Consider the following 24,684-nt stretch of genomic DNA (forward strand, 5'->3'; position numbering starts at 1 on the left):
TGCGGATGAAAACGCTGAAGATCGCCACATTCAACATCAACGGCCTGCGGGCGCGGCTGCCCAACCTGCTGGCCTGGCTGGAGCGGGAACAGCCCGACATCGCCTGCCTGCAGGAGCTCAAGGCGGTAGACAGCGCGTTCCCTGTGGCTGACTTCGAAGCCCTCGGCTATGGCTGCCTGCACCATGGCCAGGCGTCGTGGAACGGTGTGGCGATTCTGGCCCGTGACGCGCAACCGCTGGAGGTGCGCCGTGGCTTGCCGGGAAGCGAGGACGATACGCAAAGCCGGTATCTGGAAGCGGCGGTGCTGGGCATTCAGGTCGGCTGCCTGTACCTGCCCAATGGCAACCCGCAACCGGGGCCCAAGTTCGACTACAAGCTGGCCTGGTTCGAACGCCTGATCGCCCACGCCCAGGGCCTGGTGAACAGCGAGCACCCGGTGCTGCTGGCCGGCGACTTCAATGTGGTACCCACCGACCTGGATATCTACAACCCGCGCTCCTGGCTCAAGGACGCGCTGCTGCAGCCCGAAAGCCGCGAATGCTACCAGCGCCTGCTGGCCCAGGGCTGGACGGACGCTATCCGCCACCTGTACCCGGACGAGCGGGTGTACACCTTCTGGGACTATTTTCGCCAGCACTGGCAGAAGAACTCGGGGCTGCGCATCGACCACCTGCTGCTCAACCCGCCGCTGGCCAGGCGCCTGAAAAACGCCGGGGTCGACGCCTGGGTGCGCAACGAAGCGCATGCCAGCGACCATGCACCCACCTGGATCGAACTCAAGGCCGCTCGATGAGCCCCTTGTTACGCATCGGCTGTGCCGGCTGGAGCCTGCCGCGCGCGTACTGGCCGGCGTTCGCCGAGCAGGGCACGCACCTGCAGCGTTATGCGTCGCGCCTGCCGGCCGTGGAAATCAACAGCTCGTTCTACCGCCCGCACCAGCCCGCCACCTATGCGCGCTGGGCTCATGCGGTACCGCCAGGCTTCGCATTCTCGGTCAAGGTGCCCAAGCAGATCACCCATGTGCAACGCCTGCATGACTGCGCCGGGTTGCTGGATGCGTTTGTGCAGCAGTGCACGCAGCTGGGCGAGCGCCTGGGATGCCTTCTGGTGCAGACCCCGCCATCGCTGGCCTGCGAGCCGCAGGTGGCGCAGGCGTTCTTCGGTGCACTGCGTGAGCGCTACGCCGGCGCCGTGGCGTTCGAGCCGCGCCATGCCTCCTGGGCCGACGCCGGGGCGTTGCTCGAACGCTGGCGCATTGCCCAGGTGGGGGCCGACCCCAGCCCCATCGGTGCCGTGCAGCCAGGTGGCTGGGCCGGCTTGCGCTATTGGCGCCTGCACGGCTCGCCACGCCTCTATCACAGCGCCTATGGGCACGAACGCCTGGCACTGCTGGCCCAGGACATACGCCAGACCCTGCAGGCCGGCGTGGAGTGCTGGTGCATCTTCGACAACACCGCCAGCGGCGCTGCGGTAGGCGATGCACTGGGCCTGCTGCAACTGCTGGAGGACACATAAGGCAATTTGCTGGCCCCGGCGCCTTTTCATCCTTGGCAAACTCGCCGCCTTTCAACGGGTTAGGATGACTTCATGCGAGGTTTCGTGATGACCGTGGCCGTGTGCGCACTGGCCACCTTCTCGCTGGCGACGCACGCCAAGGCGCTGAACAAGAATGATCGCTTCGTGTGCAGCTGGGGTTCGGAGATTGCCGCCGGCGCGCAGCAGTCCAAGCTGTCCGGGGTCACGCTGTATGCCGCGCGCAAGCGCCTGCAATCGCGCAAGTTCCCCAAGCCGTGGATGCGCATGACGGCCATGGGCATTACCGAACAGACCTACAACAGCCGCTCGCGGCTCAAGCCGCCAGCCATCAAGCAGACCTACTACGAACAGTGCGCGCGCCATGCCATGGCGCAGCGCTAGGCGCCGAGCAGGCGCTCGATCCGGGCCAGTTCCCAGGTGCTGAGCAGGTAGACCGGGTCGGTGCCGTAGCGCAAGCCAGGCTCGTACACCCGGCCATCCGGGCTCTGGCAACGCTGGCAGTGGTGCAGGTGGCCGTGTTCGACATCCAGGCTCAACTGCCAGCCGTCGATCTGCACCTGCATCACGCCACTGGCCGGTTGCGCCTGCAGGCACTGCAGGCTGGCCAGCCCCAGGGCGGCGTCACGTAGCTGCTGGCACACCTCGCGGGCGGTGAGGGTGTGGTCAGTGGGCGCGTTCATCCATACCTCCCGGAAAAAAGCGTCACTTTATGCGGTGGCGCGGGCGATGTCTTCGCCTGCCTGAGTCGCGCTATAGTCGCCGGCTTGTCGAAGCCCAATGAACGAGGTGTGGTGTGAGAGTGCTGATCGTGCTGTTGCTGGGCCTGATGCCCATCGTTGCCCAGGCGCTTGAGGTGGGCGAGCGCGTGGCCCCGTGGACCCTGCTCGACCAGTTCGAGCAGCCGTATACCCTAAACGACGACACGGCCCTGGTGCTGGTGGCGCGCAGCATGGAGGGTGGCAAGCTGGTCAAGGCGGTGCTGGAGGGGCAGCCCAAGGGCTACCTGGAGGCGCGCAAGGGTGTGTTTGTCGCCGACGTGCAGCGCATGCCGGCGCTGATCGCCAAGCTGTTCGCCATCCCGGCCATGCGCGACTACAGCTACCGCGTGCTGCTGGACCGCGAGGGGCGGGTGGCCTCGCGTTACCCGGGCGCCGAGGACACGGTGCTGTTGCTGCAACTGGAGCACGGGCGCGTGACGGCCAAGCAGGAAGTGGCCGATGCACAGGCACTGCGCGAGGCGCTGGCCGAGGTGAAGGCGCGTTGAAGATCCCCGCTGAGTTCATCGTTCACGAAACCGCGCACTGGGATCGCGGGCCAAGCCCGCTCCCACAGAAGCAGCGCAAACCTGTGGGAGCGGGCTTGACCCGCGATCGGGTGCGCAGCACCAGCAGGCAGGCACCTACGCCCCTCACTTCACCGGATGCGCCGCCACCGCCACCTTCAACGCTTCGGTCACCAGTTCGATCAGCACCGGCCTGGCACTGGCCTGCATGGCCTTGCCGATGTCTGGCTGCTTGGTCATCACCTTGTCGGCATACTTGGATTCGCGACCTTCGCTGGCCAGTGACGCCAGCTCCTTCGCCGAAAACGACTGGCTGTAGGCCTCGACCAGGTGCTGGTCCCACTGCGGCTGGTACTTGGGCAGCAACCCCTTGATGGCCGCCGTCACGCTCTTTTCCGCTTGCTGGCTGCCGACCTGCGCAGTCAGCAGGCCGTAGGTGTTGGTGCGCATGGCCGCCGACAGCGCAATCGGCCCCAGGTTGGCCCCGGCCTGGCTCTTGACCACGAACTCGCGCGCCGCCTCTGCTGCCGGTGCCTTGGCATAGGCAGTGCCACCCAGTCCGCTCAACGCCAGCAGGGCAAGCAGGGTATACAGAACTTTCATGATCACTCCGTTCTCGACAATCCGAATCTACTGCGCCAGATGCTCCAGCGCGATGCCCGGCCGCTCCACATGGCGGTAGCCGGTCTGGCCGGCCACCGGCACGGGCACGCCCGGTTGCGGGGCCCTGGCCTGGGTACGATAACCCAGCGGGCTGGTGCCCAGCTCTTTCTGAAACACCCGGCGCATGCGTTCTTCGCGGCCGAAGCCGACGGTTTCGGCAATGCGCTTGATCGGCTCGCGGGTGGTCTCCAGCAGGCGGCACGCCGCTTCAAGGCGCAATGTTTCCACCGCCTGGGCCGGCGTGTCACCCGTGGCCGCCACATAGGCCCGGGCAAAATGCCGCGGGCTCATGCCGAACTGCTCGGCCAGGCGCTCCACCCGCAGGTCGCCATCCAGATTGGCGGCGATCCAGGCATGCAGCCGGGCCAGGCGCACATCCGGTGCGGTGCGCAGCGCGTTGGACTGTGCCTGCAACGAGGCACTGAGCTGCGGTTGCCCGGCCGAGCGCCACAGAAACACCGTGAAGTAGCGTGCCAGCGCCAGGGCCGCGTGGGGGCCGAGGTCCTGCTCCACCAGTGCCAGCGCCAGGTCGATGCCCGCCGTGGCGCCGCCGCAGGTCCACAGGTTGGCGTCATTCAGGTACAGCGCGTCGGGCTGGCACTGCACGCTGGGGTAGCGCGCCTGCAACTCGTCATTGAACTTCCAGTGGGTCACCACCCGACGGCCATCGAGCAGGCCCGCAGCCGCCAGCGCGAAGGTGCCCGTGCCCACCGAGCACAGCCGGCGAATCTGCCCATGGCGCCGGCGCAGCCAGTCGCACGCGCGCGGGTCTGCTTCCAGTGCGGCCACCCCAGGGCCGCCGGCCACGATCAGGGTGTCGATGTCGCGCAGATCCAGGTCCAGCTGCGCCAGTGAACGGGTCATCACCTCGATGCCCGACACCGTGCTGATCAGGCCGCCCTCGGGCGAGGCCAGTACCAGGCGATAGGGCGGGTGCTGTGCGAACGCGCCGGCCAGCAGGCGCGGCACGGCGCCGAACACCTCCAGCGGGCCGGCCGCATTGAGCAGCAACGCATCGTCGAAACCCAGCACCACCACCGCGCGGGGCGCGGGTGGCGTGGCAGCAAAGGAGGGGTGTTTGGCATGGAGTTGCACGGGGGGCCTCGACATACTGGGTTCAACACGAAACAAGGGGACGACAATGCCGTTATTCGCTGCTGCTGCCAAGCACCTGCACGCCCGCCGCACCACCTTGCGCGCCGTGGCGCTGTGCGCCGGCATGGTGCTGGCCCAGGCCGTCAGCGCCGCACCTGCCGCGCTGCGGGTCGGCGACCAGAGCGGGCTGGTACAAACCCTGCTGCAGGCCGCCGGGGAGGCCCAGACTCCTACCTTGCCCCTGAGCTGGCACCCGTTCCCGGCCGGCCCGGCCTTGCTCGAGGCGCTGAGTGCCGGGGCGGTGGATGTGGGGGTGGTGGGCAATGCGCCGCCGGTGTTTGCCCAGGCCGGTGGTTTCGACATCCGTATCATCGGCGTGGCCGACGGCGCCCAGAACAACAATGCGCTGCTGCTGCCACAAGGCTCGACGGTGCAACAGGTGGCCGACCTCAAGGGCCGGCGCGTGGCGGTGGCCAAGGGCTCCAGCGGCCACTACCTGCTGCTGGCCGCGCTGCGCCAGGCCGGGCTGAGCCCTCGCGAGGTGAAGATCGCCTATGCCAGCCCCATCGATGCGCAAAACGCCTTTGCCAGTGACCATCTGGACGCCTGGGCGGTGTGGTACCCCTTTGTCGGGCAGGCCACCGCCCACGGCGCCCGGGTGCTGGTGGACGGCTCGGCCTGGCCCGAGACCGGCCTTAACTTCACGGTCGCCAGCGGCCAGGCCCTGGCCGACCCGCAGCGTGCTCGACAGCTGGGCGAGCTGATGGTGCGCCTGGCCAGGGCGCAGGCCTGGGCCACCGCCCACCCGGATGCCTGGGCCCAGGCGCTGGCAGGCAGCACGCGCCTGCCCCTTGAGCTGGTGCGCGAGATGCTGGCGCACCAGCACCTGCGCTATGTGCCCATCGACCCTTCGATCATCGCCTTGCAGCAACGCCTGGCCGATGCCTTCGCCGCCGAGCGCCTGATCCCCAAACCGCTGCGGGTTGAACAGGTATTCGATAGCCGTTTCAACAGTTTGCTGCCACAACCTGACTAAACACTTCAACTCGACCTGCCATGCCGACCTGCCGTCGGCAGGGCACCACTCACCCGGAGAAACCTCATGACTGCCCTGCACACCCCGACCCTCAAACGCCACAGGACCGGCCTGGTTGCCGTGGACCACGCCCGCAGCGCCGGGGGTTATACCCTGTTCGCACCGCAGACCGCCGACGGCAACGTGTTCCTGATCGACCTGGACGGCGAAGTGGTACACCGCTGGAAGCTGCCCCAGCGCCCCGGTCGCGACGCGGTGATACTGCCCAACGGCAACCTGGGCTACAACGGCAACCACCCCGACTCCCCCGAGCTGTTCCCCGGCTGGTCGGTGTGGCACGGCGGCGCCTTCAGTGAAGTCACCGCGCAAGGCGAGGTGGTGTGGCAGCACACCGACCTGCTGCACCACCACGATGCCCAGTGGCTGGACAACGGCCACCTGCTGTACACCACGGTCGAGCCCCTGAGCCCCGAGCTGGCCAGCCGCGTGGTGGGCGGTATTCCCGGCAGCGAGGCGGCGGGCGGGGTGATCTATGCCGATGTGGTCAAGGAGGTGGATCGCCAGGGCCAGGTGGTGTGGGAGTGGCGCAGCTGGGAGCACCTGCGCCCCGAGGACTACCCGCTGCACGACACCTTCGAGCGCTACCACTGGCCCATGACCAACGCGGTGACCCCGGGTCGCGATGGCAAGGTGATCCTCAGCCTGCGCAGCGTGTCGTCGGTGATCGCCGTGCAGCGCGGCAGCGGCGAGGTGCTGTGGCGTCTGGGCCACGATCTGGTGGCGCAGCAGCATTGCCCGAGCGAGCTGGAGAACGGCCGCATCCTGGTGTTCGACAACGGTATTTCGCGGCCCCACGTGTCGATGCCGCACTCGCGCATCCTGGAGATCGACCCGCTGACCCGGCGCATCGAATGGCAGTACGCCGATACCCCCGGCTACGCCTTCTTCACCCCGTTCATGGGCGGTGCGCAGCGCCTGCACAACGGCAACACGCTGATCACCGAGGCCAATTTCGGCCGCCTGTTCGAAGTGACGCCGGCCGGCGAGGTGGTGTGGGAGTACATCAACCCGCATTTTGCCGCCTACCCCGATGCGGCCTCGCGCCGCTACCTGCCGGGCGAGAACAACGCGATCTTCCGCGCGCACCGTTACCAGCGCGACGACATTCCCTGGCTGAAAGCCTGAACACAGCGCACCAGCACCCACCCTCACGCTCACGCACACCACGCGCAGCGAGGTACCGCCATACCCCCAAAGGAATCGATGATGAAGCTGCCTTATCCACGCCCCCTGTGCCTGGCCGCACTGGGCCTGCTGTCACTGCCTGCGTCAGCCACTGAGCCGGCCCCCACCGACGCCCCGACCCTTGCCCCGGTGACGGTCGAGGCGCGCCGGCGCAGCGAAGAGGCGCAGCACGTGCCCACCCCCATGAGCGTGCTGGGCGCCCAGGCCCTGGAGGCCCAGCGCCTGTATCGCCTGCAGGACCTGCAACAGGCCATGCCCAGCGTCAACGTGGCGTTCATGAACCCGCGCCAGTCGAGCCTGTCGATCCGCGGGCTGGGCAACAACCCGGCCAGTGACGGCCTGGAGGGCAGCGCCGGGATCTACCTCGACAACGTCTACCTGGGCCGCCCCGGCATGGCCGTGTTCGACCTGCTGGACATCGAGCAGATCGCCTTGCTGCGCGGCCCGCAAGGCACCCTGTTCGGCAAGAACACCACGGCCGGGGTGCTCAACATCGCCACCCGCCAGCCCACCTTCACCCCGCAGGGCAACGTGTCGACGTCGCTGGGCGAGGACGGCTACCGGCAGGTGCAGGGCGGTGTGTCGGGGCCGTTGACCGACACGCTGGCCGGGCGGGTGGCGGCCTACCGCACCGACGAGAACGGCTACGTGGAGAACCGGTTCGACGGCGACACCCTGGGCGGCGGCCGACGCCAGGGCTTTCGCGGGCAGTTGCTGTTCAAGCCGCAGGAAGACTTCAGCCTGCGCTGGATTGGCGACTACAACGAGGAGCACTCCAGCGCCGGCACGCGCTCGCTGTTCAGCACCGGGCCGACCATCAACGGGGTCAACCGCTATGAACAGCGGGCCCAGGCGGTGGGCGCGACGCTGGTCGACGGGCGCAGGGTCAACCTCGATGCCGACCAGCGTGTCACGGTGTTCCAGGGCGGCACCTCGCTGGAGGCGAACTGGGGGCTGGCCGATGGCTTCACGCTGACGTCGATCAGCGCCTACCGCTGGTGGGACTTCACCCCGCGCAACGACGACGAACTGAACGTGGACGTGATGCACAACGTCGGCCAGTCGGCCCGCGACAAGCAGTATTCGCAAGAGCTGCGCCTGGCCTCGCCGCTGGGTGAGCGGTTCGATTACGTGGTGGGCGGCTATTACTTCGGCCAGCAGATGCAGAACCGCGTGTTCACCGAGTACGGGCCGTTGGCCGACACCTGGAACGGCACCCCGCAGGGCGCATTGAACGATGTGAACAGCGTGGGCCACGGCAGCATCGACACCGACAGTTTCGCCACCTTTGCCCAGGGCACCTGGCACCTGACCCCGCGCCTGGACCTGAGCCTGGGCCTGCGCGGTACCTACGAGCGCAAGCAGGCCAGGGTGACGCGCGATGCCCCGGTGGGTGGCGCGAGCGTGACGGGGGCGGCGGCAGCGGTAAGGCAGGGGCGTGTCGGCGCCTATGATTCGGGCGACCTCAGCCTCTACAGCTTCAGCCCGTCGGCGCTGGCCAGCCTGGCCTGGCGGGTGAACGACCAGGTACTGGCGTATGGCTCGTTGTCCCACGGGGAGAAGTCCGGCGGGGTCAACCTCAGCGTGGCCAGCGCCCCGGTGGCCGGCGCCGACTCGCTGCTGATCGGCAGCGAACGGGCCAACGACGCCGAACTGGGCATCAAGACCACGCTGCTGGATCAGCGCCTGCAACTCAATGCCAACCTGTTCTGGACGATTGTGCACGGCTACCAGACCAACGCCTACGACGACGCCAACCTCACCAGCTACCTGACCAACGCCGGCAGCGTGCGCAGCCGTGGCCTTGAGCTGGACAGTACCTGGCGGGTGAGTCGTGGCCTGACCCTGAGCCTGAACGGCTCGTGGAACGATGTGCGCTACCTGTCCTACGACAACGCCCCATGCCCGGCGGAGGTGGCCTTGCGCCCCGGCGCCCCGGCCGCCTGCGACCTCAGCGGGCATAACGTGGTGGGCGCGGCCAAATGGATTGCCAACACCAGCGCCAGCTACCAGTGGGACCTGGACAACGGCCTGCAACCCTACGTGAACGGCAACTACGCCTGGCGCTCGCAGGCGGTGGGCACGGTGGACGATTCGCGCCTGGCGCAGTTGCCGGGGTATGCGCTGGTCAACCTGTCGGCGGGGGTGCGCGGCGACTGGGGCCAGGGCCAGTGGGACGTGTCGCTGTGGCTGAAGAACGCCTTCGACAAGACCTACTACACCACCCTGTGGAACTCGCCCAACGGCGCCTACACCGGGGTGCTGGGTACGCCGCGCACCCTGGGCATGAGTGCACGCTACGACTTCTGAGGCGTGGGCTTCAGGAGTACGCCTGCACCACCCAGCGTACCTTCGCCAGCGCCGCGCGCAGCGTGTCCAGGTCCACCGAGCCCAGCGCCAGCCTGAGTGCACGCGGCACGTGACTGGTGGTGGCGAACGGCTGCGCGGTGGACACCGCCACCTGTTCGCGCATCAGGGCGGCGGCGATCTGTTCGGCGCGGGCGTCATCGGCCAGCGGTAGCCACAGAAAGTACGAAGTGGGGTGGGTGACGCAGGGCATGCCCGCCAGTACTTCGCGGGCGATGGCCTGCCTGGCCTGGGCATCGGCGCGCTTCTCGGCTTCCAGGCGCTCCACCGTGCCGTCCTCGATCCAGGCGCAGGCAATGGCGGTCATCACCCCGGGGGTGTTCCAGGTGGTGGCGCGAATGGAGCGCTCCAGCGCGGCAACCTGGTGCGGCGGCGCGGCAATGAAGCCCACGCGCAGGCCGGTGGCGACGTTCTTCGACAGGCCTGACACGTACAGCGTGCGCTCCGGTGCCAGCTGGGCCAGGGGCGGCGGCGCGTCGTCGGCCAGGAAGGCGTAGGCGGCGTCCTCGATCAGGTGCAGGTTGTGGGTGCGGGCAATCGACACCAGTTGTTCGCGCTGCTCCAGGCTCATCACCCAGCCCAGCGGGTTGTGCAGCGTGGGCATGCTGTACACCGCGCGTACCGGGCGGCTGCGGCACAGCCGCTGCAGGGCGCCGAGGTCCGGCCCGTGGGGCGTGACCGGAACCGGCAGCATTTCGAGGCGCAACGCCTCGGCCAGCACCTTGAACCCGGAGTAGGTGAGGGCGTCGACCGCGATCACGTCGCCGGGCTGCAGCAGGGCCATCAGCACCACGGCCAACCCGTGCTGGGCGCCGCTGACGATCAGTACCTGCTCTGGATTCACCTCGAGCCCGCAACCGAGCAGGTGCCGGGCGATGCAGGCGCGTTCATGGGCGCGCCCGGCATGGGGCTGGTAGCGCAGCAGCGCCTCCAGGTCGCCGCTCAGTGCCAGCTGGCGCAAGCCGCTGCGCAGCAGGTCGGCCTGGCCGGGCAATGCCGGGTAGTTGAAGTTCAGGTCGGCCATGCCGGCGGCCACCACCTGCTGGTCGACGCCCAGGTCGGGCGGCAGCGAGGTTTCGCGCACGAAGGTGCCGCGCCCGGTCTCGCCGCTCACCAGGCCCATCTGCTCGAGTTCGGCATATACCCGTGACGCGGTGACCAGGGCCAGGCCATGGGTCGCGGCCAGGTGACGGTGGGTGGGCAGGCGGGTGCCAGGGGCGAGCCTGCCGTCACGAATGTCGGCGGCGAAGGTGTCGACCAGGGCCTTGTAGCGCGAACGAGGCATGTGCAGATGTATCCATGACGATTTTTTGATTGTGCTGATCGTCGGCCCTAGCATGGTTTTTGGCAAGCGTGCCCTTACCCCTGCAACCTGTCGAGCGTGACTTCAATGGAACAGACTCTCAAACCTCGTACCCTGGACGACACCACCCGTGGCTGGATCAACGGCCTGATCGGCGTGGTGATTTTCAGCGGCTCCTTGCCGGCCACGCGCCTGGCGGTGCTGGAATTCGACCCGGTGTTCCTCACCGTGGCGCGTGCCGCCATTGCCGGTGTGCTGGCGCTGGCCTTGCTGATGCTGCTCAGGCAACCGCGCCCGACCCGGGCTCAGGTAATGCCCTTGATCGTGGTGTCGCTTGGGGTGGTGGTGGGGTTTCCGCTGCTGACCGCGCTGGCCCTGCAGTACGTGACCTCGGCGCATTCGATCGTGTTCATCGGCATGCTGCCGCTGGCCACCGCGGTGTTTGGCGTGCTGCGCGGGGGCGAGCGCCCGCGCCCGGTGTTCTGGCTGTTTTCGGTGCTGGGGTGCTTGATGGTGGTGGGCTTTGCGTTGTCGCAGGGCTTGGCGGCGTCGCCCCAGGGTGACCTGCTGATGCTGCTGGCGGTGGTGGTGTGCGGCCTGGGTTATGCCGAGGGGGCGCGGTTGTCGCGGGCGCTGGGCGGTTGGCAGGTGATCTGCTGGGCGCTGCTGGTGTCGTTGCCGGTGATGCTGGTGCTGACCTGGTACCTGGCGCCGTCGACGTTCGCGGGTATCAGCCTGCCGGCGTGGGTGAGCCTGGGGTATGTGTCGCTGTTCAGCATGCTGATCGGTTTCGTGTTCTGGTACCGCGGCCTGGCCCAGGGCGGGATTGCGGCGGTGGGGCAGTTGCAGCTGCTGCAGCCGTTCTTTGGCCTGGCCTTGGCGGCGGGGTTGCTGGGCGAGCAGGTCAGCCCGGGTATGCTGGGGGTGACGGTGGGGGTGATCCTGTGTGTGGCGGGGGCGAGGCGGTGGGCGCGGTAGACGGTTGCGTCCAGCCTGGGCTTTTGAGCCGAACTCATCTGATCCGCTTTTTGCCTCGCTAGCTGCATCTGTTTCCAGATCAGAAGGGGGCAGACAATGTGGCCTTCGACAGCCGCACCCCCTCAGTTAGGAGCTCCCATGGGCAAGATGGCAATTTTTGTATTCGGCTTTCTGGTATTGGCCTTCGCAATCGGAGCACTGGGTACCATCTCCCCCCTGTAACCCCCGCCACACCCCGCACAGAACCAGGAAGGCGCCGAGACTCCCGCGCCTTCTTTTCTATTCTGCCACCAAGCCCTTGTTCACCCGCCACGCCAGCGGCAGCGTGAGCAGCAGCGTGGCCGCCAGCACCACCACCGCCGTGGGCACCCCGGTAACGTCCCCCAGCCGCCCGAACACCACCGGTGCCAGCGCGCCGCCACCGATGGTGCCGGTGTAGAACAGCGCGAAGGCCTGCTCGTGCTTGCCGGCAGCCGCCAGCTCCGGCACCACGCCATACAGCACCGACGAGGTGCCGTTCAGCGCCAGGCCCAGCAACGGCAGCATCACCAGCGTGGCCGAATACGGCAGCACCACCGCCAGCACGATCAACAGTGCAGTCCCCGCTTCGGTGAGCGAGACAGTTTTCAGCAGGCCGATGCGTGCGCCCAGGTAGCCGCACAGCAGCTTGCCGAAGGCCCCGCCCACGAACAGCAGCGTCAGCGCCAGGCCGATACCGGCGGTGCCGGCGCCCTTGAGCCTGAGCAGAAACGGCAGGAAGGTCAGAAACCCCATGCGCACCGCGCTGTCGAGCATGCCCAGCATCAGCAGGGCACGCAGGCCGCCCGGCGAGCCGTTTCCGGTGGCCAGCTTCGGCGCCTTGCCGCCCGCCGCCAGGGCCTGGGCCCGGGAGGGGATCAGCCACCACAGCAACACCGCCGCAGCCACACCCAGCACGCCCAGCAGCGTTGCACCGGTACGCCAGCTGACGGCCACCAGCAGCACGCCCATCAGGCCCGGAATGACCGCCTTGCCGATATCGCCCGCGAAGTTGTAGTGCGACAGCGCCTGCTTGACCCCGCCGCCCGCCGCGTGGCTGTCGGTGATCATCGAGGAGGCCAGCGGGTGCTGGGTACTGGCGCCCAGCCCGCCCAGCATCAGCGCCACCAGCAGCACACCCAGGCCGGTGGCCTGGCCGGCGACCAGGTAGGCCACGCCGGCCAGCAGCGTGCCGCCCACCAGCAGGCGCTCGCGGCCAAAGCGCCGGGCCGCGCGGCTGGCCAGCAGCTGAAAGCCGGCCATCATCCCGGAATAGGCCCCGCGCAACAGGCCCACCTGGGCCAGGCTGAGGCCGAACTGCGCCTGCCACAGCGGCAGCAGCACGTAGATCACGTCGGTGAGTCCGTCGTGCACCGCGTGGGCGCTGCAGCCGGCCAGCAGCGAGCGGCGGCGCACCGAGGTTTCGGTGGTGGCGGTGGCGTTACGGGGTACCGTTTCTTCCATGGATGACAAACCCTTCGCGTTCGGTCAGACGCTCGTAGTATGCCCGAACCGCTGCAAAATCCGGATGCTCCAGCGGGGTTTCGAACCAGCGATTGACCGACAGGCCGATGGCGATGTCCGCCAGTGAAAAGTCCTGGCCACTGACGTAGGCGCCGGTCGATTCGAGCTGGCGGTCGAGGATCTGCAGGTTGGTGGTCCACTGCCTGCATGCCGCCGCCAGTGCCTCGGGGTCCTGATGGTCGGGGGAATGGCGCACCAGCGACAGGAAGGGGTAGGTCCAGGACTTGTTGAGGTCGGTGGCCTGCCAGTCCATCCACTGGTCCACCCGTGCGCGCACCCGGGGCTCGGCGGGGTAGAGGTGCTGCCCGTGGTACTGGTTGGCCAGGTAGCGCAGGATGCTGTTGGACTCCCACAGCACGAAGTCGCCGTCCTTGATCACCGGCACCATGGCGTTGGGGTTCAGGGCCAGGAACTGCGGGCTGAAGGTGGACCTGAAGCCCGAGCCCCAGTCCTCGCGCTCGAAGGCGATACCCAGCTCGGTGCAGGCCCATAGCACCTTGCGTACATTGATGGAGGAAGCTTTGCCGAGTATCTGCAGCATGGGAGGCCCTTGTGGTTCGGTAGGGGAGTGAGGCGCGTCAGGCGCCGGTGGTGTCGTCGAGCGAGGCCATGTCGATCACGAAGCGGTAGCGCACATCGGAGCGCTGCATGCGTTCGAACGCCTCGTTGATCTGGTCCATGCGGATCATTTCACACTCCGGCAGAATGTTCTTCTTCGCGCAGAAGTCGAGCATCTCCTGGGTTTGCGCAATCCCGCCAATCGGCGAGCCGGCCAGGCGCCGCCGGCCGAGGATGAACGGCACGGTCAGTTGTTCGTCGATCGGCCCCACCTGGCCGACGATCACCAGGGTGCCGTCCACGTCCAGCAGCGACATGTAGGGCGACACGTCATGGCGCACCGGCACCGTGTCGATGATCAGGTCGAAGCTGGAGCGCGCGGCGGCCATGGCCTTGGCGTCGGACGACACCAGCAGCTTGTCGGCGCCCAGCGCCCGCGCATCATCGAGTTTGTCGGGGGTGCGGCTGAGCACCGTGACGTCGGCACCCAGGCCCGCCGCCAGCTTCACGGCCATGTGCCCCAGCCCGCCCAGGCCGATGACCGCGACGCGGCTGCCGGGCCCGGCATTCCAGGTGCGCAGCGGCGAGTAGGTGGTGATGCCGGCGCACAGCAGCGGCGCGGCCTTGGCCAGGTCCAGGCCGTCGGGCACGCGCAGCACGAACTCCTCGCGCACTACAAGGTGCTTGGAATAGCCGCCGTAGGTGGGTTCGCGGGTGATGCGGTCCAGGCTGTTGTAGGTTTGCGTGTTGTTCTCGCGGCACAGCTGTTCCTCGCCCTTGCGGCACTGGTCGCACTGCTGGCAGGAGTCGACCATGCAGCCCACCGCCACGGCGTCACCGACCTTGTAGCGGGTGACCTGGCTGCCCACCTCGGTCACGCGCCCGACGATCTCGTGGCCTGGCACGATCGGGTAGCGGCTGAAACCCCAGTCGTCGCGGGCCTGGTGCAGGTCGGAGTGGCATACGCCGCAGTACAGGATCTGCATCGCCACGTCGTTGGGGCGCAGGGCGCGGCGTTCGAACTTGAAGGGTGCCAGCGGTGCTTCGCGGTGCTGCGCTGCATAGCCAATGGTGTACATGTTCACCTCTCGTCACGCTCGGGAATGGGGACCAGGGTTTCAATATAGCCAGCATGGCGGGCTTCGGTGGGCGGGTAGGGATATTGGCGGGAACTCTTGGCCTGGGGGGCCTATCCTAATGAATGTAGGTTCCCCCCCCATCACGGAGGCATCGTCATGCGCCGTTTACTGCTGGTTTCTTCCCTTGTGCTCTGCCTGCCTTTGGGCACGGCCCTGGCCCGTGTGGATGGTCGCGATGTCGCCACCTCCGCCGGGGTTTCCGCCTCGTTGTACTCGACCTTCAAGGACGACAAGCTGGTGATTCCGGCGCGCGATGATGCTTCGACGTTCATCGCCAGCGGCGGCGAAATTCGCGGTGTGTACCTGGAGTCGATGCTGCAGCGTATCCGTCAGCAGAACCCGGGGTTGCAGGCCAGTGACGAAGACCTGGCCAAGGCGATACTGACCCAGGATGAGCTGGGGGCGGGGCAGTAAGGCGCCGCAGGCAAGGTGAGCCCATCGCGGGTCAAGCCCGCTCCCACAGGGATCTTCATGGTCTTTGTGGGAGCGGGCTTGACCCGCGATGGGTACGCCGCGATCTATCAGACTGAAGCCGGATCAACCTTGCCAGGGTCGATGCCCAGCGCTTCGATCGCCCCGGCCACCACCTCGCGCTCGATCACCCCGTCCGCCGCCAGCGCATTCAGCGCCGCCAGCACGATGAACTGGCGGTCCACCTCGAAATGCCGGCGCAGCGCCTCGCGTGTGTCCGACTGGCCGAAGCCGTCGGTGCCCAAGGCCACGAAACGCCTCCCGGTCACCCACGGCCGGATCTGGTCGGCATGGATCTTCATGTAGTCCGTGGCCACCACCACCGGCCCCGCATGCCCCTGCAGCAGCGTTTCGATGTATGGCGTCTTCGGCGCCTGCAGCGGGTGCAGCAGGTTCCAGCGCTCCACCGCCTGCGCCTCGCGCCGCACCTCGGTCAGGCTGGTGGCGCTCCAAACCTCGCTGCTGACGCCGAAATCGCGCTGCAGAATATCCGCCGCCGCCAGCACCTCATTCAGAATCGAACCGCTGCCCATCAACTGCACATGCCGCTCGCCCTGCGGCGGTTTTTCCACCGGCAGGCGGTACAGCCCCTTGAGAATGCCTTGCTCGGCGCCTTCGGGCATGGCCGGGTGGACGTAGTTCTCGTTGAGCACGGTGATGTAGTAGTACACGTCCTCCTGCTCGGCATACATGCGGCGCATGCCGTCCTGGATGATTACCGCCAGTTCGTAGGCATAGGTGGGGTCGTAGGAGACGCAGCACGGCACGGTGGCCGACATCACGTGGCTGTGCCCGTCGTCATGCTGCAAGCCTTCGCCCATGAGCGTGGTGCGCCCGCTGGTGGCGCCCAGCAGAAACCCCCGTGCGCGCGCATCGCCCGCCGCCCACAGCAGGTCGCCCACTCGCTGGAAGCCGAACATCGAATAGAAGATATAGAACGGCAGGGTCATCACGCCATGGTTGGCGTAGGCGGTGCTGGCGGCAATCCACGACGAGGTGGCGCCGGACTCGTTGAGCCCTTCCTGCATGATCTGGCCGTCGGTGCTCTCCTTGTAGTAGCTGAGCGTGCCGGCATCCTGCGGCGTGTACAGCTGGCCCACATGGGAGTGGATGCCGATCTGGCGGAACAGCCCCTCCATGCCGAAGGTGCGTGATTCGTCGGGCACGATCGGTACGACGAGGCGGCCGACCTGCGGGTCCTTGAGCAGGGTGCCGAGAATGCGCACGAACGCCATGGTGGTGGAGATGGCACGGTCACCGGTGCCCTTGAGCTGGCTGTCGAAGGCCTCCAGGGCCGGTACCTGCAACGGCTCGACCCTGGCCTGGCGCGCCGGCACATGCCCGCCCAGGCGATCACGGGCCACCTGCAGGTAGCGCGCATCGGCGCTGTCGGGGGCGGGCTTGAGGTAGGGGATCTCGCCGAGGCGCTCATCACTCAGGTCCAGGCCGAAGCGGTCGCGGAAGGCCTTGACCGCCTCGTCGCCCATCTTCTTCAACTGGTGGTTGATGTTCTGGCCTTCGCCGGCTTCGCCCATGCCGAAGCCCTTGACGGTCTTGGCCAGGATCACCGTTGGCCGCCCCGTGTGACGCACGGCCGCCGCGTAGGCGTTGTACACCTTGACCGGGTCGTGCCCGCCGCGAGCCAGCTTCCAGATGTCGTCATCGCTCAGGTCGCTGACCATCGCCAGCAGTTCCGGGTACTTGCCGAAGAAGTGCTCGCGCACGTAGGCGCCGTTCTGCGACTTGTAGGTCTGATACTCGCCGTCCACGCACTCCATCATGCGCTGGCGCAGGATGCCGCTGCTGTCCCTGGCCAGCAGCGCATCCCAGCCGCTGCCCCACACCACCTTGATCACGTTCCAGCCGGCAGCACGGTACAGGCTCTCGAATTCCTGGATCACCTTGGCGTTGCCACGTACCGGGCCGTCCAGGCGCTGCAGGTTGCAGTTGACCACGAAGATCAGGTTGTCGAGTTTTTCGCGCCCGGCCAGCGAGATGGCCGCCAGCGACTCGGGCTGATCCATTTCGCCGTCACCGAGAAACGCCCACACCTTGCGGCCCTGGCGTGGGGTGAGGTCGCGGTCTTCGATGTAGCGCATGAAGCGCGCCTGGTAGGCCGCGGTGATCGGCCCCAGGCCCATGGACACGGTGGGAAACTGCCAGAACTCGGGCATCAGCCGCGGGTGCGGGTAGGACGACACGCCATCGCGGTCGGTCTCGCGGCGAAAGTTGTCCAGCTGCGCTTCGCTCAGGCGCCCTTCGAGGTAGGCCCGGCCATAGATACCCGGCGCCGAGTGGCCCTGGATGTACACCATGTCGCCGGCAAACTGCGCGGTGCGCCCGCGAAAGAAATGATCGAAGCCCACGTCATACAGCACCGCCGCCGAGGCGTAGGTGGCGATATGCCCGCCCACCCCCGAATGCTTGCCGGCGCGCAGCACCATGGCCAGTGCGTTCCAGCGGATATAGGCATTCAGGCGCTGCTCGGTGGCCAGGTCGCCGGGGTAGGGCAGTTCGCGCTCGGGGCCGATGGTGTTGACGTAGGGGGTGTTGACGCGGCCACGAAAGTCGCCGTGCAGCGACACGTCCAGGTCCAGCATCTGGTCGATCAGGAAGTGCGCACGCGAGCGCCCCTCCACCTCGACAACGGTGGCCAGGGACTCAAGCCATTCCTGGGTCTGCTCGGGATCTGGGTCGTTCAACAGAGTGGGCTGCTGTTGCATCGGTAATCCTCATGCGGGGTTGTGGCGGGCAGTGCCGGCAGGCCTGCCGGGTAGTAGTTGCATTTGCAATTGATTCTAGGCATGCGCCCCGTATGATTGCAAATGCAATAACTTTGATCCGAGGAACCCTCATGGCTGCACCCACCGCTGATCTCTGGTTCAGCTTCATTCGCGCCCACCGCAACCTGATTCGCGAAATCGAACGCCGCCTGGCCGACCAAGGCCTGCCCGTGTACGCCTGGTATGACGCGCTGTGGGGCATCGAGAGCGGCCCAGATGGCTGCCGGCGCATGCACGAGCTGGCCGATGTGATGGCCATCGAGCGTTACAACCTGACCCGACTGGTCGACCGTCTGGAGGCCGAAGGGCATGTGTTGCGCAAGAAGGTCGCGGGCGACGGGCGCGGCGCCCTGGCGTGCATCACCGACAGCGGCAAGGCGCTGCGCAAGCGCATGTGGGCGGTGTACAAGCAGGCAGTGGACGAGCTGTTTCTGAGCCAGTTCACGCCCGAGCAACAGGCGCTGTTCGCCCAGGCGCTGGAACAGTCGAGCTTCAAGGCCCGGGCGTCATTCGCCTAGGCCCAGCCGGGCCTGTGCGGCGGGTAGCGCCTGGGTGTCGAACAGGCCCTGGCCGGCCAGTGCCTGCAACGCGCTGAAGGTTATCCAGCGCCGATCCAGGCAGTTGCCCGGCGCCAGGCTGTCGGCGCCCAGTGCGGTGAAGGGCGCCGTGACATGCGGGGCAAGCTGGTCGGCGATGTGCTGGGCATAGCCGGTCACGGCGATCACCGGCGTGCTGGCCGACATCAGGCAGTACTGCAGGTAGCTCTTGCGTGGCGCGGCCTCGGGGTGCAGGCGGTTCCAGCGTGCGGCATCGTCGCTGTCACGGGCCAGGCGCGTGTAGCTGGGGCAACTCCACAACTGGCTGGCGATGCCCCAGTGCGTGTCGAGCAGCACCGCGGCGGCGCGTACCTCCCGGAGCATGGCGCCGGCGCCCAGCAGGCGTACCTGGGGGCGGGCAGCGCTGGTGGGCTGCAACGGGTACATGCCCAGGAATGCATCGCTGCAATCGTCGTGTGCCGGTTCATCGGCTGCCGGCGGCTGATCGTGCAGGGTCATGTAGTAGAAGCAGTGGCGCCCCTGTACGTACAGCTCGTCCAGCGCCGCCAGCAGGATGGCCTGGGCCTCGGCAGCGCTGGCGGGGTCGTACGGGCGGCACTGGGCGTTGGCCGACAGCCACAACGGCAGCCACGGGTGCGCGCCCTTGGGCCAGCGCGAGGCGGCCGATTCCAGGTCGTTGAACACGATGCCGCGGTGGCCGATCTGCTCGGCCAGCATCGACACGCGGGCCGAGCTCGGCGACTGGGTGAGGTAGATCAGCGGGCGTTCGCGGCTGGGCGCCTGCTGGCGAAACCAGATGCCCCAGGGGCTGACCACCTCGCTCGCGCTGTCGGCGCGATCATTGATCACCCACAGGTTGCCCGCCACGGCCGGGTCGTGCTCGATGCGGTGCACGGTCTGCAAAATCTGCAAAAGTGGCGAGTGCGACGCTGCGCCGGTCGACGGCAGGCCGGCCTCGATGCTGCGAATGCAGGCGTGGGCGGCCAGTCGGGCAGGGGGGATGGCAGGCAGTGAATCCACGGGGCAGCTCCATGATCGGTCCTTGGCAGAAGCGCAAGGGATACTGCAATCTGATTGCAAATGCAATCAGATGCTGTCGACACGATCAGGGCGCTGCGCTTTCAGGTATGGGGCACCGCGGCGGCGGCTGCGTTGCCCGCATACTGGGGCTTGAGGTGGCCTTGTTCGTCCAGCAGGTAGGCGTCCATGATTTCCCGGACCACCGGCCCGGCCACGCGCCCACCGGCCTCGCCGTTCTCGATCATCACCGCGATGGCGATGCTCGGGTGGTCGGCGGGGGCAAAGCCCACGAACAACGCGTTGTCGCGGTGGCGCTCCAGGGTCTTGTCGCGGTTGTAGCGTTCCCCCTGCTTGATCGCTACCACCTGCGCAGTGCCGCTCTTGCCGGCGATGCGGTACTGCGCCCCGGCAGCGGCGGCGCGGGCGATGCCGCGCGGGGCGTGCATGACCATCTGCATGCCCTGGTTGACCTGGTCCCAGGCGTGGCGGTCATGCAGCACGATGTCGGGCATGGGGTTGGGGTCTACCGGCGGCTCGTCGCCGATGCTCATGGCCAGGTGCGGGCGGTGCCACACGCCCTTGCTGGCCAGCAGGCTGGTAGCCTGCGCCAGTTGCAGCGGGGTGACCTGCATGTAGCCCTGGCCGATGCCCAGGATCAGGGTTTCGCCGGGGTACCAGGCCTGGCGCCGGTTGGCGCGCTTCCAGGCGGGTGAGGGCATCAGGCCGGGTGACTCTTCGAACATGTCCAGCGAGACCTTCTGGCCCAGGCCGAATTCGCTCATGTAGTCGTGCAGGCGCTCGACCCCCAGCTTGTGCGCCAGGTCGTAGAAGTAGGTGTCGTTGGAACGCATGATGGCGCTGTACATGTCCACCCAGCCGTCGCCGCTGCGGTTCCAGTTGCGGTACTTGTGGTCGTAGTTGGGCAGCTCGTAGTAGCCGGGGTCGAACACCCGGCTGGCCGGGGTGATCACGCCGCTGTCGAGGCCGGCGATGGCCACCTCGGGCTTGATCGTCGAGCCCGGGGCGTACAGGCCGCGCAGCACGCGGTTGAACAGTGGCCGGTCGATGGAATCGCGCAGCTCGGCGTACTGCCTGAAGCTGATGCCCTTGACGAACAGGTTGGGGTCGAAGCTGGGGTTGCTGACCATCGCCAGCACCTCGCCGGTGGCCGGGTCCAGCGCGACCACCGAACCACGGCGATCGCCCAGGGCCTTTTCGGCGGCCAGCTGCAGGTGCGCGTCCAGGCTCAGGGTGATGTTCTTGCCGGGCACCGGATCGTGGTGGCGCAGCACGCGCATGATGCGGCCCTGGGCGTTGGTCTCGACCTCTTCGTAGCCCACCTGGCCGTGCAGCTGGGCCTCGTAGAAGTGCTCGATGCCGGTCTTGCCGATGGACTGGGTGCCACGGTACTCGGTGGCATCGAGGGTCTTGGCTTCTTTCTCGTTGATGCGCCCCACGTAGCCCACCGAGTGGGCAAAGTGCGCGCCCATGGGGTATTCACGAATGAACTGCGGCTCCACGTCCAGCCCCGGCAGACGGAACTGGTTGACCGCGATCAGGGCGATCTGCTCTTCGCTCAGGCCGAACATCAGCGTCACCGGCTCGAACGGCTTGCGGCCACGGCGCAGGTCCTTCTCGAAGCCCTGGCGGTCCTCCTCGCCCAGGCCCAGGATCTGCACCAGGCTGTCGAGCACCCTGGGCGTGTCGCCAGCACGCTCGCGGGTCATGGTGAGGTTGAAGCTGGGCTTGTTGTCGGCCAGCACCTCGCCGTTGCGGTCGTAGATCAGCCCGCGCTCGGGGGCGATGGGCAGCACGTGCACGCGGTTGTTCTGCGACACGGCGGCATGGTAGTCGTGCTGCACCACCTGTAGCACGTACAGCCGCCCCACCAGCACCGCCACCAGCACCAGTACCAGCAGCGCACACGCGATCAGCCTGCGGTTGACCAGGTGCGTTTCTTTCTCGTGGTCCTTGAGGGGGATAGGCTGGGGCATGTGCAGGCTCTTGCGGAAAACGGATACACCACCGGCCTGGGAGCAGGCAGTGAACGGGCGCGATGGCGTGAATGAACGGCGATCCTACGCAAGCTGCTGCGGTGCCTCAAGGCCGGTTGTCCGCAGGCGGGCGAGGGTGCGCCGAGGTTCCCCGGTTAGCGGGGCGCAGCGTTCATGAAGATTTTTTCATGAAGGCCGCAGCGGCCCGGTCGACAGGCTGCGCTTGCATGCGTGGCGATCTGCGAATACTGTATGGATAATCAGTATCGAGGTGGACCCCATGCAGCTCATCGCCAAGCTCGGCATCCTGGCCGATGCCGCCAAGTACGACGCCTCGTGCGCCAGCAGCGGCGCCCCCAAGCGCAGCTCGCGCGGTCGCGACGGCCTGGGCGCCACCGATGGCATGGGCATCTGCCACAGCTACACCCCCGACGGGCGCTGCGTGTCTCTACTCAAGGTGCTGCTGACCAACTTCTGCCTGTACGACTGCCAGTACTGCGTCAACCGCCGCTCCAGCAACGTGCCGCGGGCACGCTTCACGCCTGAGGAGGTGGTGCGCCTGACCCTGGATTTCTACCGGCGCAACTGCATCAGCGGGCTGTTCCTCAGCTCGGGCATCATCCGCTCCGCCGACTACACCATGGAACAGTTGATTCGCGTGGCGCAGCTGCTGCGCGAAGAGCACAACTTTCGCGGCTATATCCACCTCAAGACCATCCCCGACGCCGACCCGCTGCTGATCGAGCAGGCCGGGCGGCTGGCCGACCGCCTCAGCGTGAACATCGAGCTGCCCACCGAAGCCAGCCTGCAGCGCCTGGCGCCGGAGAAGCAGGTGCGTACCATTCGCCAGGCCATGGGCACCATCCACCACGGCCAGCAGGCGGTGGCCGGTGAAGTCAACGCACCGCGCTTCACCCCTGCCGGGCAGAGCACCCAGATGATCGTGGGCGCCGATGCCACCGACGACCACACCATCCTGGGCAATGCCGAATCGCTGTACCACGGCTATGGCCTGCGGCGTGTGTACTACTCGGCGTTCAGCCCGATCCCCGACAGCCCCACCAGCGTACCCCTGGCCGCGCCGCCGCTGCTGCGCGAGCACCGCCTGTACCAGGCGGACTTTCTCATGCGCGGCTATGGCTACAAGGCCGGCGAACTGCTGGGCGGCGCGGGCAACCTGGCGCTGGACATCGACCCCAAGCTGGCCTGGGCCCTGGCCAACCGCGAGGTGTTTCCGCTGGATGTGAACCGCGCCGAGCCGGCGCTGCTGGCGCGCATTCCCGGCATCGGGCTGCGCAGCGTGCAACGCCTGGTGGCGCTGCGCCGTGAACGGCGCATTCGCTATGACGACCTGATCCAGCTGCGCTGCGTGCTGGACAAGGCGCGCCCGTTCATCGTCACCAGCGACTACCGCCCGCCCCAGTCGGAAACCCGCAGCGGCCTGCTGCGCGAACGCCTGCGCGAGCCGCAGGCACCGGTGCAGATGGGGTTGTGGGGATGATCGCGCTGGACTGCGACGAGCACTTCGACACCTGGCGCGACCAGGCCCGCGTGCTGCTGGGCCACGGCATCGACCCCACCGAGGTGGTGTGGGCCCACGGCCCGGTGCACGATCTGCTGGCGGTGCCGGCGGTGTTGCCGCAGGGCCCCGGGCCGTTTCGCACACGGGTGCCGGCCGCCTTGCTGGATCAACTTGAGCAGGCCGCCCGCTACCGTGGCGAGCAGCGCTGGAACCTGCTGTATGAAGTGCTGTGGCGCGTGGCCCATGGCGACCGCACCGCCATGCTGGCGGGCGACCGGCTGGGCAGCGAGCTGCAGCGGCGCATCAAGCAGGTCAGCCGCGAGGCCCATCACCTGCATGCCTTCGTGCGCTTCGTGCCATTGCCGGCGGCACTGGCCGAGCAACTGCAACTGGACCTGGTGGCCTTCCATGAACCGGCCCACGACATTCTGCAAAGCGCCAGCGGCCACTTTGCCGACCGGCTGGGCCGCCAGCGCTGGCTGATCGCCACGCCACGCGATGGCATCCGTTTCGATGGCAGCACCCTGGACTACCGACGGCACTGCCCCGAGCAATGGCGCCAGTGGGCCTGCCACGCCGACGACCCTGGCGCCGAGCTGTGGCGCACCTATTACCGGCACACCTTCAACCCGGCACGGGTCAACCCCGATGCCATGCGCCAGCACATGCCGGGGCGCTTCTGGCGTCATCTGCCCGAAGGCCCGCTGATCGCGCGGCTGGTGGGCCAGGCGCGCCAGGGCAAGCAGCGCGACGGCCAGGCGCAGGAGGTGGGGCAGCAGGGCGGCAAGCGCATCGGGCGCGGGGATTCGCCAACGCGCTGAGGGCCGCCTTTCCATATGCCACCCTGGCTGTGTATGATCGGCGCGGGCCGATGCTGCCCGCCGCTCGCTCCCGTTGGGAAAGGTGAAAGCATTGCAGTTACCCCTGACGCGATCATTCTCTTGAACGTCGAGGCCTGGCAACGCGAGCCCCACACTGCCTCGGCACCAGGAGCACATGATGATCTCGATCGAACAGGCCAAACAGATGGCCAAGCGTCTGCGTACCGCCCTGCAGGCGCAGAACCCGCTGCTGACCCACTCCGGTGCACTGGAGCTGGTGGCGCAGCAGCTGGGCCACAAGGACTGGAACACCGCCTCGGCCCTGCTTGCCCCCGCCACCTCTGCAAGCGAAGTGTGCTTCGACAAGCCTATCCCCATCCTGCGCATGTTCGACGAAGCCAAGGCGCGCGAGTTCTACCTCGACTTCCTGGGCTTCAGCGTGGAGTTCGAGCACCGCTTCGAAGCCGATCTGCCGTTGTACCTGGGCATCGTGCGCAATGGGCTGCAACTGCACCTGTCCGAGCACCACGGCGACGCGAGCCCTGGCTCGACGGTGTTCATCCCCATGCACAACATCGAGCAATTGCGCGACGAGCTGCTTGCCAAGCGCTACGGCTATGGCCGCCCGGACATCGTCGAGCAGGGCTGGGGCAAGGTGCTTGAGGTGTACGACCCGTTCGGCAATCGCATTCGCTTCTGCCAGGGCTGACCGGCCTTTCCCCCCAGGCTGAAGATGCGCCGTTTGTTCAAGCGGAGCAGGCTGCGGCTACA

The 24,684-nt window shown here is 67.4% G+C and carries 23 protein-coding genes; 13 read left to right on the top strand and 10 right to left on the bottom strand.

Annotated features, from left to right (window positions below; all coding sequences use genetic code 11):
* Window positions 1–5 precede the first annotated feature (5 nt).
* The 3 genes from xth (at window position 6) to NJH59_RS16000 (ending at window position 1,918) form a co-directional block, all read left to right on the top strand.
* Window positions 6–794, top strand: a complete 789-nt coding sequence (xth, locus tag NJH59_RS15990) for an exodeoxyribonuclease III (protein WP_043860499.1) — start codon at window positions 6–8, stop codon at window positions 792–794.
* Window positions 791–1,516, top strand: a complete 726-nt coding sequence (locus NJH59_RS15995; protein ID WP_116054404.1) for a DUF72 domain-containing protein — start codon at window positions 791–793, stop codon at window positions 1,514–1,516. Before xth ends, NJH59_RS15995 begins: the two co-directional genes overlap by 4 nt.
* A gap of 72 nt (window positions 1,517–1,588) precedes the next feature.
* Window positions 1,589–1,918, top strand: a complete 330-nt coding sequence (locus tag NJH59_RS16000) for a hypothetical protein (protein ID WP_043860501.1) — start codon at window positions 1,589–1,591, stop codon at window positions 1,916–1,918.
* Here the strand turns inward: NJH59_RS16000 and NJH59_RS16005 are convergent.
* Window positions 1,915–2,217 carry a hypothetical protein gene (locus tag NJH59_RS16005; RefSeq protein WP_043860502.1) on the bottom strand — a complete coding sequence of 101 codons (303 nt, stop codon included), beginning with the start codon at window positions 2,215–2,217 and terminating at the stop codon, window positions 1,915–1,917. The genes NJH59_RS16000 and NJH59_RS16005 overlap by 4 nt on opposite strands.
* Before the next feature lie 113 nt (window positions 2,218–2,330).
* On the opposite strand from NJH59_RS16005, the gene NJH59_RS16010 reads away from it, so the two are divergent.
* The gene (locus NJH59_RS16010) at window positions 2,331–2,801 is read left to right on the top strand and encodes an FAD/FMN-containing dehydrogenase (RefSeq protein WP_210015218.1); all 471 of its coding nucleotides are present in this window, start codon (window positions 2,331–2,333) and stop codon (window positions 2,799–2,801) included.
* Window positions 2,802–2,945: 144 nt separating this feature from the next.
* Here the strand turns inward: NJH59_RS16010 and NJH59_RS16015 are convergent, their stop codons facing one another.
* Together NJH59_RS16015 and NJH59_RS16020 are read right to left on the bottom strand one after the other, a co-directional pair.
* On the bottom strand, window positions 2,946–3,422 hold the full coding sequence (locus tag NJH59_RS16015) for a hypothetical protein (RefSeq protein WP_253087003.1): 477 nt from the start codon (window positions 3,420–3,422) through the stop codon (window positions 2,946–2,948).
* Window positions 3,423–3,449: 27 nt separating this feature from the next.
* Window positions 3,450–4,577, bottom strand: coding sequence for a GlxA family transcriptional regulator (locus NJH59_RS16020; protein ID WP_253087004.1), 1,128 nt, complete (start codon window positions 4,575–4,577; stop codon window positions 3,450–3,452).
* A 46-nt stretch (window positions 4,578–4,623) separates the two neighbouring features.
* Between NJH59_RS16020 and NJH59_RS16025 the strand changes: the two genes are divergently transcribed.
* The 3 genes from NJH59_RS16025 (at window position 4,624) to NJH59_RS16035 (ending at window position 9,168) form a co-directional block, all read left to right on the top strand.
* On the top strand, window positions 4,624–5,613 hold the full coding sequence (locus NJH59_RS16025; RefSeq protein WP_058540693.1) for an ABC transporter substrate-binding protein: 990 nt from the start codon (window positions 4,624–4,626) through the stop codon (window positions 5,611–5,613).
* Between the two features lie 66 nt (window positions 5,614–5,679).
* Window positions 5,680–6,798, top strand: a complete 1,119-nt coding sequence (locus NJH59_RS16030; RefSeq protein WP_043860506.1) for an aryl-sulfate sulfotransferase — start codon at window positions 5,680–5,682, stop codon at window positions 6,796–6,798.
* A gap of 81 nt (window positions 6,799–6,879) precedes the next feature.
* Complete coding sequence (locus NJH59_RS16035) at window positions 6,880–9,168, top strand: TonB-dependent receptor (RefSeq protein ID WP_253087005.1); 2,289 nt, start codon at window positions 6,880–6,882, stop codon at window positions 9,166–9,168.
* Window positions 9,169–9,178: 10 nt separating this feature from the next.
* On the opposite strand, the gene NJH59_RS16040 is transcribed toward NJH59_RS16035, so the two are convergent.
* Window positions 9,179–10,510, bottom strand: a complete 1,332-nt coding sequence (locus NJH59_RS16040; protein WP_229589233.1) for a PLP-dependent aminotransferase family protein — start codon at window positions 10,508–10,510, stop codon at window positions 9,179–9,181.
* Window positions 10,511–10,615: 105 nt separating this feature from the next.
* Here NJH59_RS16040 and NJH59_RS16045 point away from each other — a divergent pair, with 105 nt between their 5' ends.
* Entirely contained in the window at window positions 10,616–11,506 is an 891-nt protein-coding gene (locus NJH59_RS16045) for a DMT family transporter (protein ID WP_253087006.1), read from the top strand.
* 279 nt (window positions 11,507–11,785) lie between these two features.
* Here NJH59_RS16045 and NJH59_RS16050 read toward each other — a convergent pair whose 3' ends face one another.
* From NJH59_RS16050 to NJH59_RS16060, 3 genes are read right to left on the bottom strand one after another with little or no spacing between them, the layout of a single operon-like run.
* A complete protein-coding gene (locus NJH59_RS16050; protein ID WP_253087007.1) occupies window positions 11,786–12,988 on the bottom strand; it encodes an MFS transporter in 1,203 nt (400 codons plus the stop codon).
* On the bottom strand, window positions 12,966–13,589 hold the full coding sequence (locus NJH59_RS16055) for a glutathione S-transferase (protein WP_043860541.1): 624 nt from the start codon (window positions 13,587–13,589) through the stop codon (window positions 12,966–12,968). Before NJH59_RS16055 ends, NJH59_RS16050 begins: the two co-directional genes overlap by 23 nt.
* A gap of 37 nt (window positions 13,590–13,626) precedes the next feature.
* Window positions 13,627–14,685: an NAD(P)-dependent alcohol dehydrogenase gene (locus tag NJH59_RS16060; protein ID WP_058540721.1), complete on the bottom strand. Its 1,059-nt coding sequence runs from the start codon at window positions 14,683–14,685 to the stop codon at window positions 13,627–13,629.
* A gap of 156 nt (window positions 14,686–14,841) precedes the next feature.
* Here NJH59_RS16060 and NJH59_RS16065 point away from each other — a divergent pair, with 156 nt between their 5' ends.
* Complete coding sequence (locus tag NJH59_RS16065; RefSeq protein ID WP_043860539.1) at window positions 14,842–15,159, top strand: DUF2388 domain-containing protein; 318 nt, start codon at window positions 14,842–14,844, stop codon at window positions 15,157–15,159.
* A 107-nt stretch (window positions 15,160–15,266) separates the two neighbouring features.
* Here the strand turns inward: NJH59_RS16065 and aceE are convergent, their stop codons facing one another.
* A complete protein-coding gene (gene aceE, locus NJH59_RS16070; RefSeq protein WP_253087008.1) occupies window positions 15,267–17,939 on the bottom strand; it encodes a pyruvate dehydrogenase (acetyl-transferring), homodimeric type in 2,673 nt (890 codons plus the stop codon).
* Between the two features lie 131 nt (window positions 17,940–18,070).
* Here aceE and NJH59_RS16075 point away from each other — a divergent pair, with 131 nt between their 5' ends.
* A complete protein-coding gene (locus tag NJH59_RS16075; RefSeq protein WP_043860537.1) occupies window positions 18,071–18,517 on the top strand; it encodes a MarR family transcriptional regulator in 447 nt (148 codons plus the stop codon).
* On the opposite strand, the gene NJH59_RS16080 is transcribed toward NJH59_RS16075, so the two are convergent.
* Window positions 18,506–19,576, bottom strand: coding sequence for a hypothetical protein (locus tag NJH59_RS16080; RefSeq protein ID WP_058540701.1), 1,071 nt, complete (start codon window positions 19,574–19,576; stop codon window positions 18,506–18,508). The two genes, NJH59_RS16075 and NJH59_RS16080, sit on opposite strands and share 12 nt — an antisense overlap.
* 101 nt (window positions 19,577–19,677) lie before the next feature.
* On the bottom strand, window positions 19,678–21,570 hold the full coding sequence (gene mrdA / locus NJH59_RS16085) for a penicillin-binding protein 2 (RefSeq protein ID WP_058540702.1): 1,893 nt from the start codon (window positions 21,568–21,570) through the stop codon (window positions 19,678–19,680).
* 280 nt (window positions 21,571–21,850) lie between these two features.
* Here mrdA and NJH59_RS16090 point away from each other — a divergent pair, with 280 nt between their 5' ends.
* The 3 genes from NJH59_RS16090 to NJH59_RS16100 all read left to right on the top strand — a co-directional run bounded on the left by NJH59_RS16090 (window position 21,851) and on the right by NJH59_RS16100 (window position 24,622).
* Window positions 21,851–23,071 carry a putative DNA modification/repair radical SAM protein gene (locus tag NJH59_RS16090; protein ID WP_196932402.1) on the top strand — a complete coding sequence of 407 codons (1,221 nt, stop codon included), beginning with the start codon at window positions 21,851–21,853 and terminating at the stop codon, window positions 23,069–23,071.
* Window positions 23,068–23,913, top strand: coding sequence for a TIGR03915 family putative DNA repair protein (locus NJH59_RS16095; RefSeq protein WP_054915340.1), 846 nt, complete (start codon window positions 23,068–23,070; stop codon window positions 23,911–23,913). Before NJH59_RS16090 ends, NJH59_RS16095 begins: the two co-directional genes overlap by 4 nt.
* A gap of 178 nt (window positions 23,914–24,091) precedes the next feature.
* Window positions 24,092–24,622: a glyoxalase superfamily protein gene (locus tag NJH59_RS16100; RefSeq protein ID WP_253087009.1), complete on the top strand. Its 531-nt coding sequence runs from the start codon at window positions 24,092–24,094 to the stop codon at window positions 24,620–24,622.
* Window positions 24,623–24,684: the final 62 nt, after the last annotated feature.

This window comes from Pseudomonas sp. VE 267-6A (genome assembly GCF_024126555.1).
Lineage (GTDB): Bacteria > Pseudomonadota > Gammaproteobacteria > Pseudomonadales > Pseudomonadaceae > Aquipseudomonas > Aquipseudomonas palmensis.

What these genes read in the sequence shown, in the direction of transcription:
- xth (WP_043860499.1), top strand. Translation starts at nt 6, where the DNA reads ATGAAAACGCTGAAGATCGCCACATTCAACATCAACGGCCTGCGGGCG.
- NJH59_RS15995 (WP_116054404.1), top strand. Translation starts at nt 791, where the DNA reads ATGAGCCCCTTGTTACGCATCGGCTGTGCCGGCTGGAGCCTGCCGCGC.
- NJH59_RS16000 (WP_043860501.1), top strand. Translation starts at nt 1,589, where the DNA reads ATGCGAGGTTTCGTGATGACCGTGGCCGTGTGCGCACTGGCCACCTTC.
- NJH59_RS16005 (WP_043860502.1), bottom strand. Translation starts at nt 2,217, where the DNA reads ATGAACGCGCCCACTGACCACACCCTCACCGCCCGCGAGGTGTGCCAG.
- NJH59_RS16015 (WP_253087003.1), bottom strand. Translation starts at nt 3,422, where the DNA reads ATGAAAGTTCTGTATACCCTGCTTGCCCTGCTGGCGTTGAGCGGACTG.
- NJH59_RS16025 (WP_058540693.1), top strand. Translation starts at nt 4,624, where the DNA reads ATGCCGTTATTCGCTGCTGCTGCCAAGCACCTGCACGCCCGCCGCACC.
- NJH59_RS16030 (WP_043860506.1), top strand. Translation starts at nt 5,680, where the DNA reads ATGACTGCCCTGCACACCCCGACCCTCAAACGCCACAGGACCGGCCTG.
- NJH59_RS16035 (WP_253087005.1), top strand. Translation starts at nt 6,880, where the DNA reads ATGAAGCTGCCTTATCCACGCCCCCTGTGCCTGGCCGCACTGGGCCTG.
- NJH59_RS16040 (WP_229589233.1), bottom strand. Translation starts at nt 10,510, where the DNA reads ATGCCTCGTTCGCGCTACAAGGCCCTGGTCGACACCTTCGCCGCCGAC.
- NJH59_RS16045 (WP_253087006.1), top strand. Translation starts at nt 10,616, where the DNA reads ATGGAACAGACTCTCAAACCTCGTACCCTGGACGACACCACCCGTGGC.
- NJH59_RS16050 (WP_253087007.1), bottom strand. Translation starts at nt 12,988, where the DNA reads ATGGAAGAAACGGTACCCCGTAACGCCACCGCCACCACCGAAACCTCG.
- NJH59_RS16055 (WP_043860541.1), bottom strand. Translation starts at nt 13,589, where the DNA reads ATGCTGCAGATACTCGGCAAAGCTTCCTCCATCAATGTACGCAAGGTG.
- NJH59_RS16060 (WP_058540721.1), bottom strand. Translation starts at nt 14,685, where the DNA reads ATGTACACCATTGGCTATGCAGCGCAGCACCGCGAAGCACCGCTGGCA.
- NJH59_RS16065 (WP_043860539.1), top strand. Translation starts at nt 14,842, where the DNA reads ATGCGCCGTTTACTGCTGGTTTCTTCCCTTGTGCTCTGCCTGCCTTTG.
- aceE (WP_253087008.1), bottom strand. Translation starts at nt 17,939, where the DNA reads ATGCAACAGCAGCCCACTCTGTTGAACGACCCAGATCCCGAGCAGACC.
- NJH59_RS16075 (WP_043860537.1), top strand. Translation starts at nt 18,071, where the DNA reads ATGGCTGCACCCACCGCTGATCTCTGGTTCAGCTTCATTCGCGCCCAC.
- mrdA (WP_058540702.1), bottom strand. Translation starts at nt 21,570, where the DNA reads ATGCCCCAGCCTATCCCCCTCAAGGACCACGAGAAAGAAACGCACCTG.
- NJH59_RS16090 (WP_196932402.1), top strand. Translation starts at nt 21,851, where the DNA reads ATGCAGCTCATCGCCAAGCTCGGCATCCTGGCCGATGCCGCCAAGTAC.
- NJH59_RS16095 (WP_054915340.1), top strand. Translation starts at nt 23,068, where the DNA reads ATGATCGCGCTGGACTGCGACGAGCACTTCGACACCTGGCGCGACCAG.
- NJH59_RS16100 (WP_253087009.1), top strand. Translation starts at nt 24,092, where the DNA reads ATGATCTCGATCGAACAGGCCAAACAGATGGCCAAGCGTCTGCGTACC.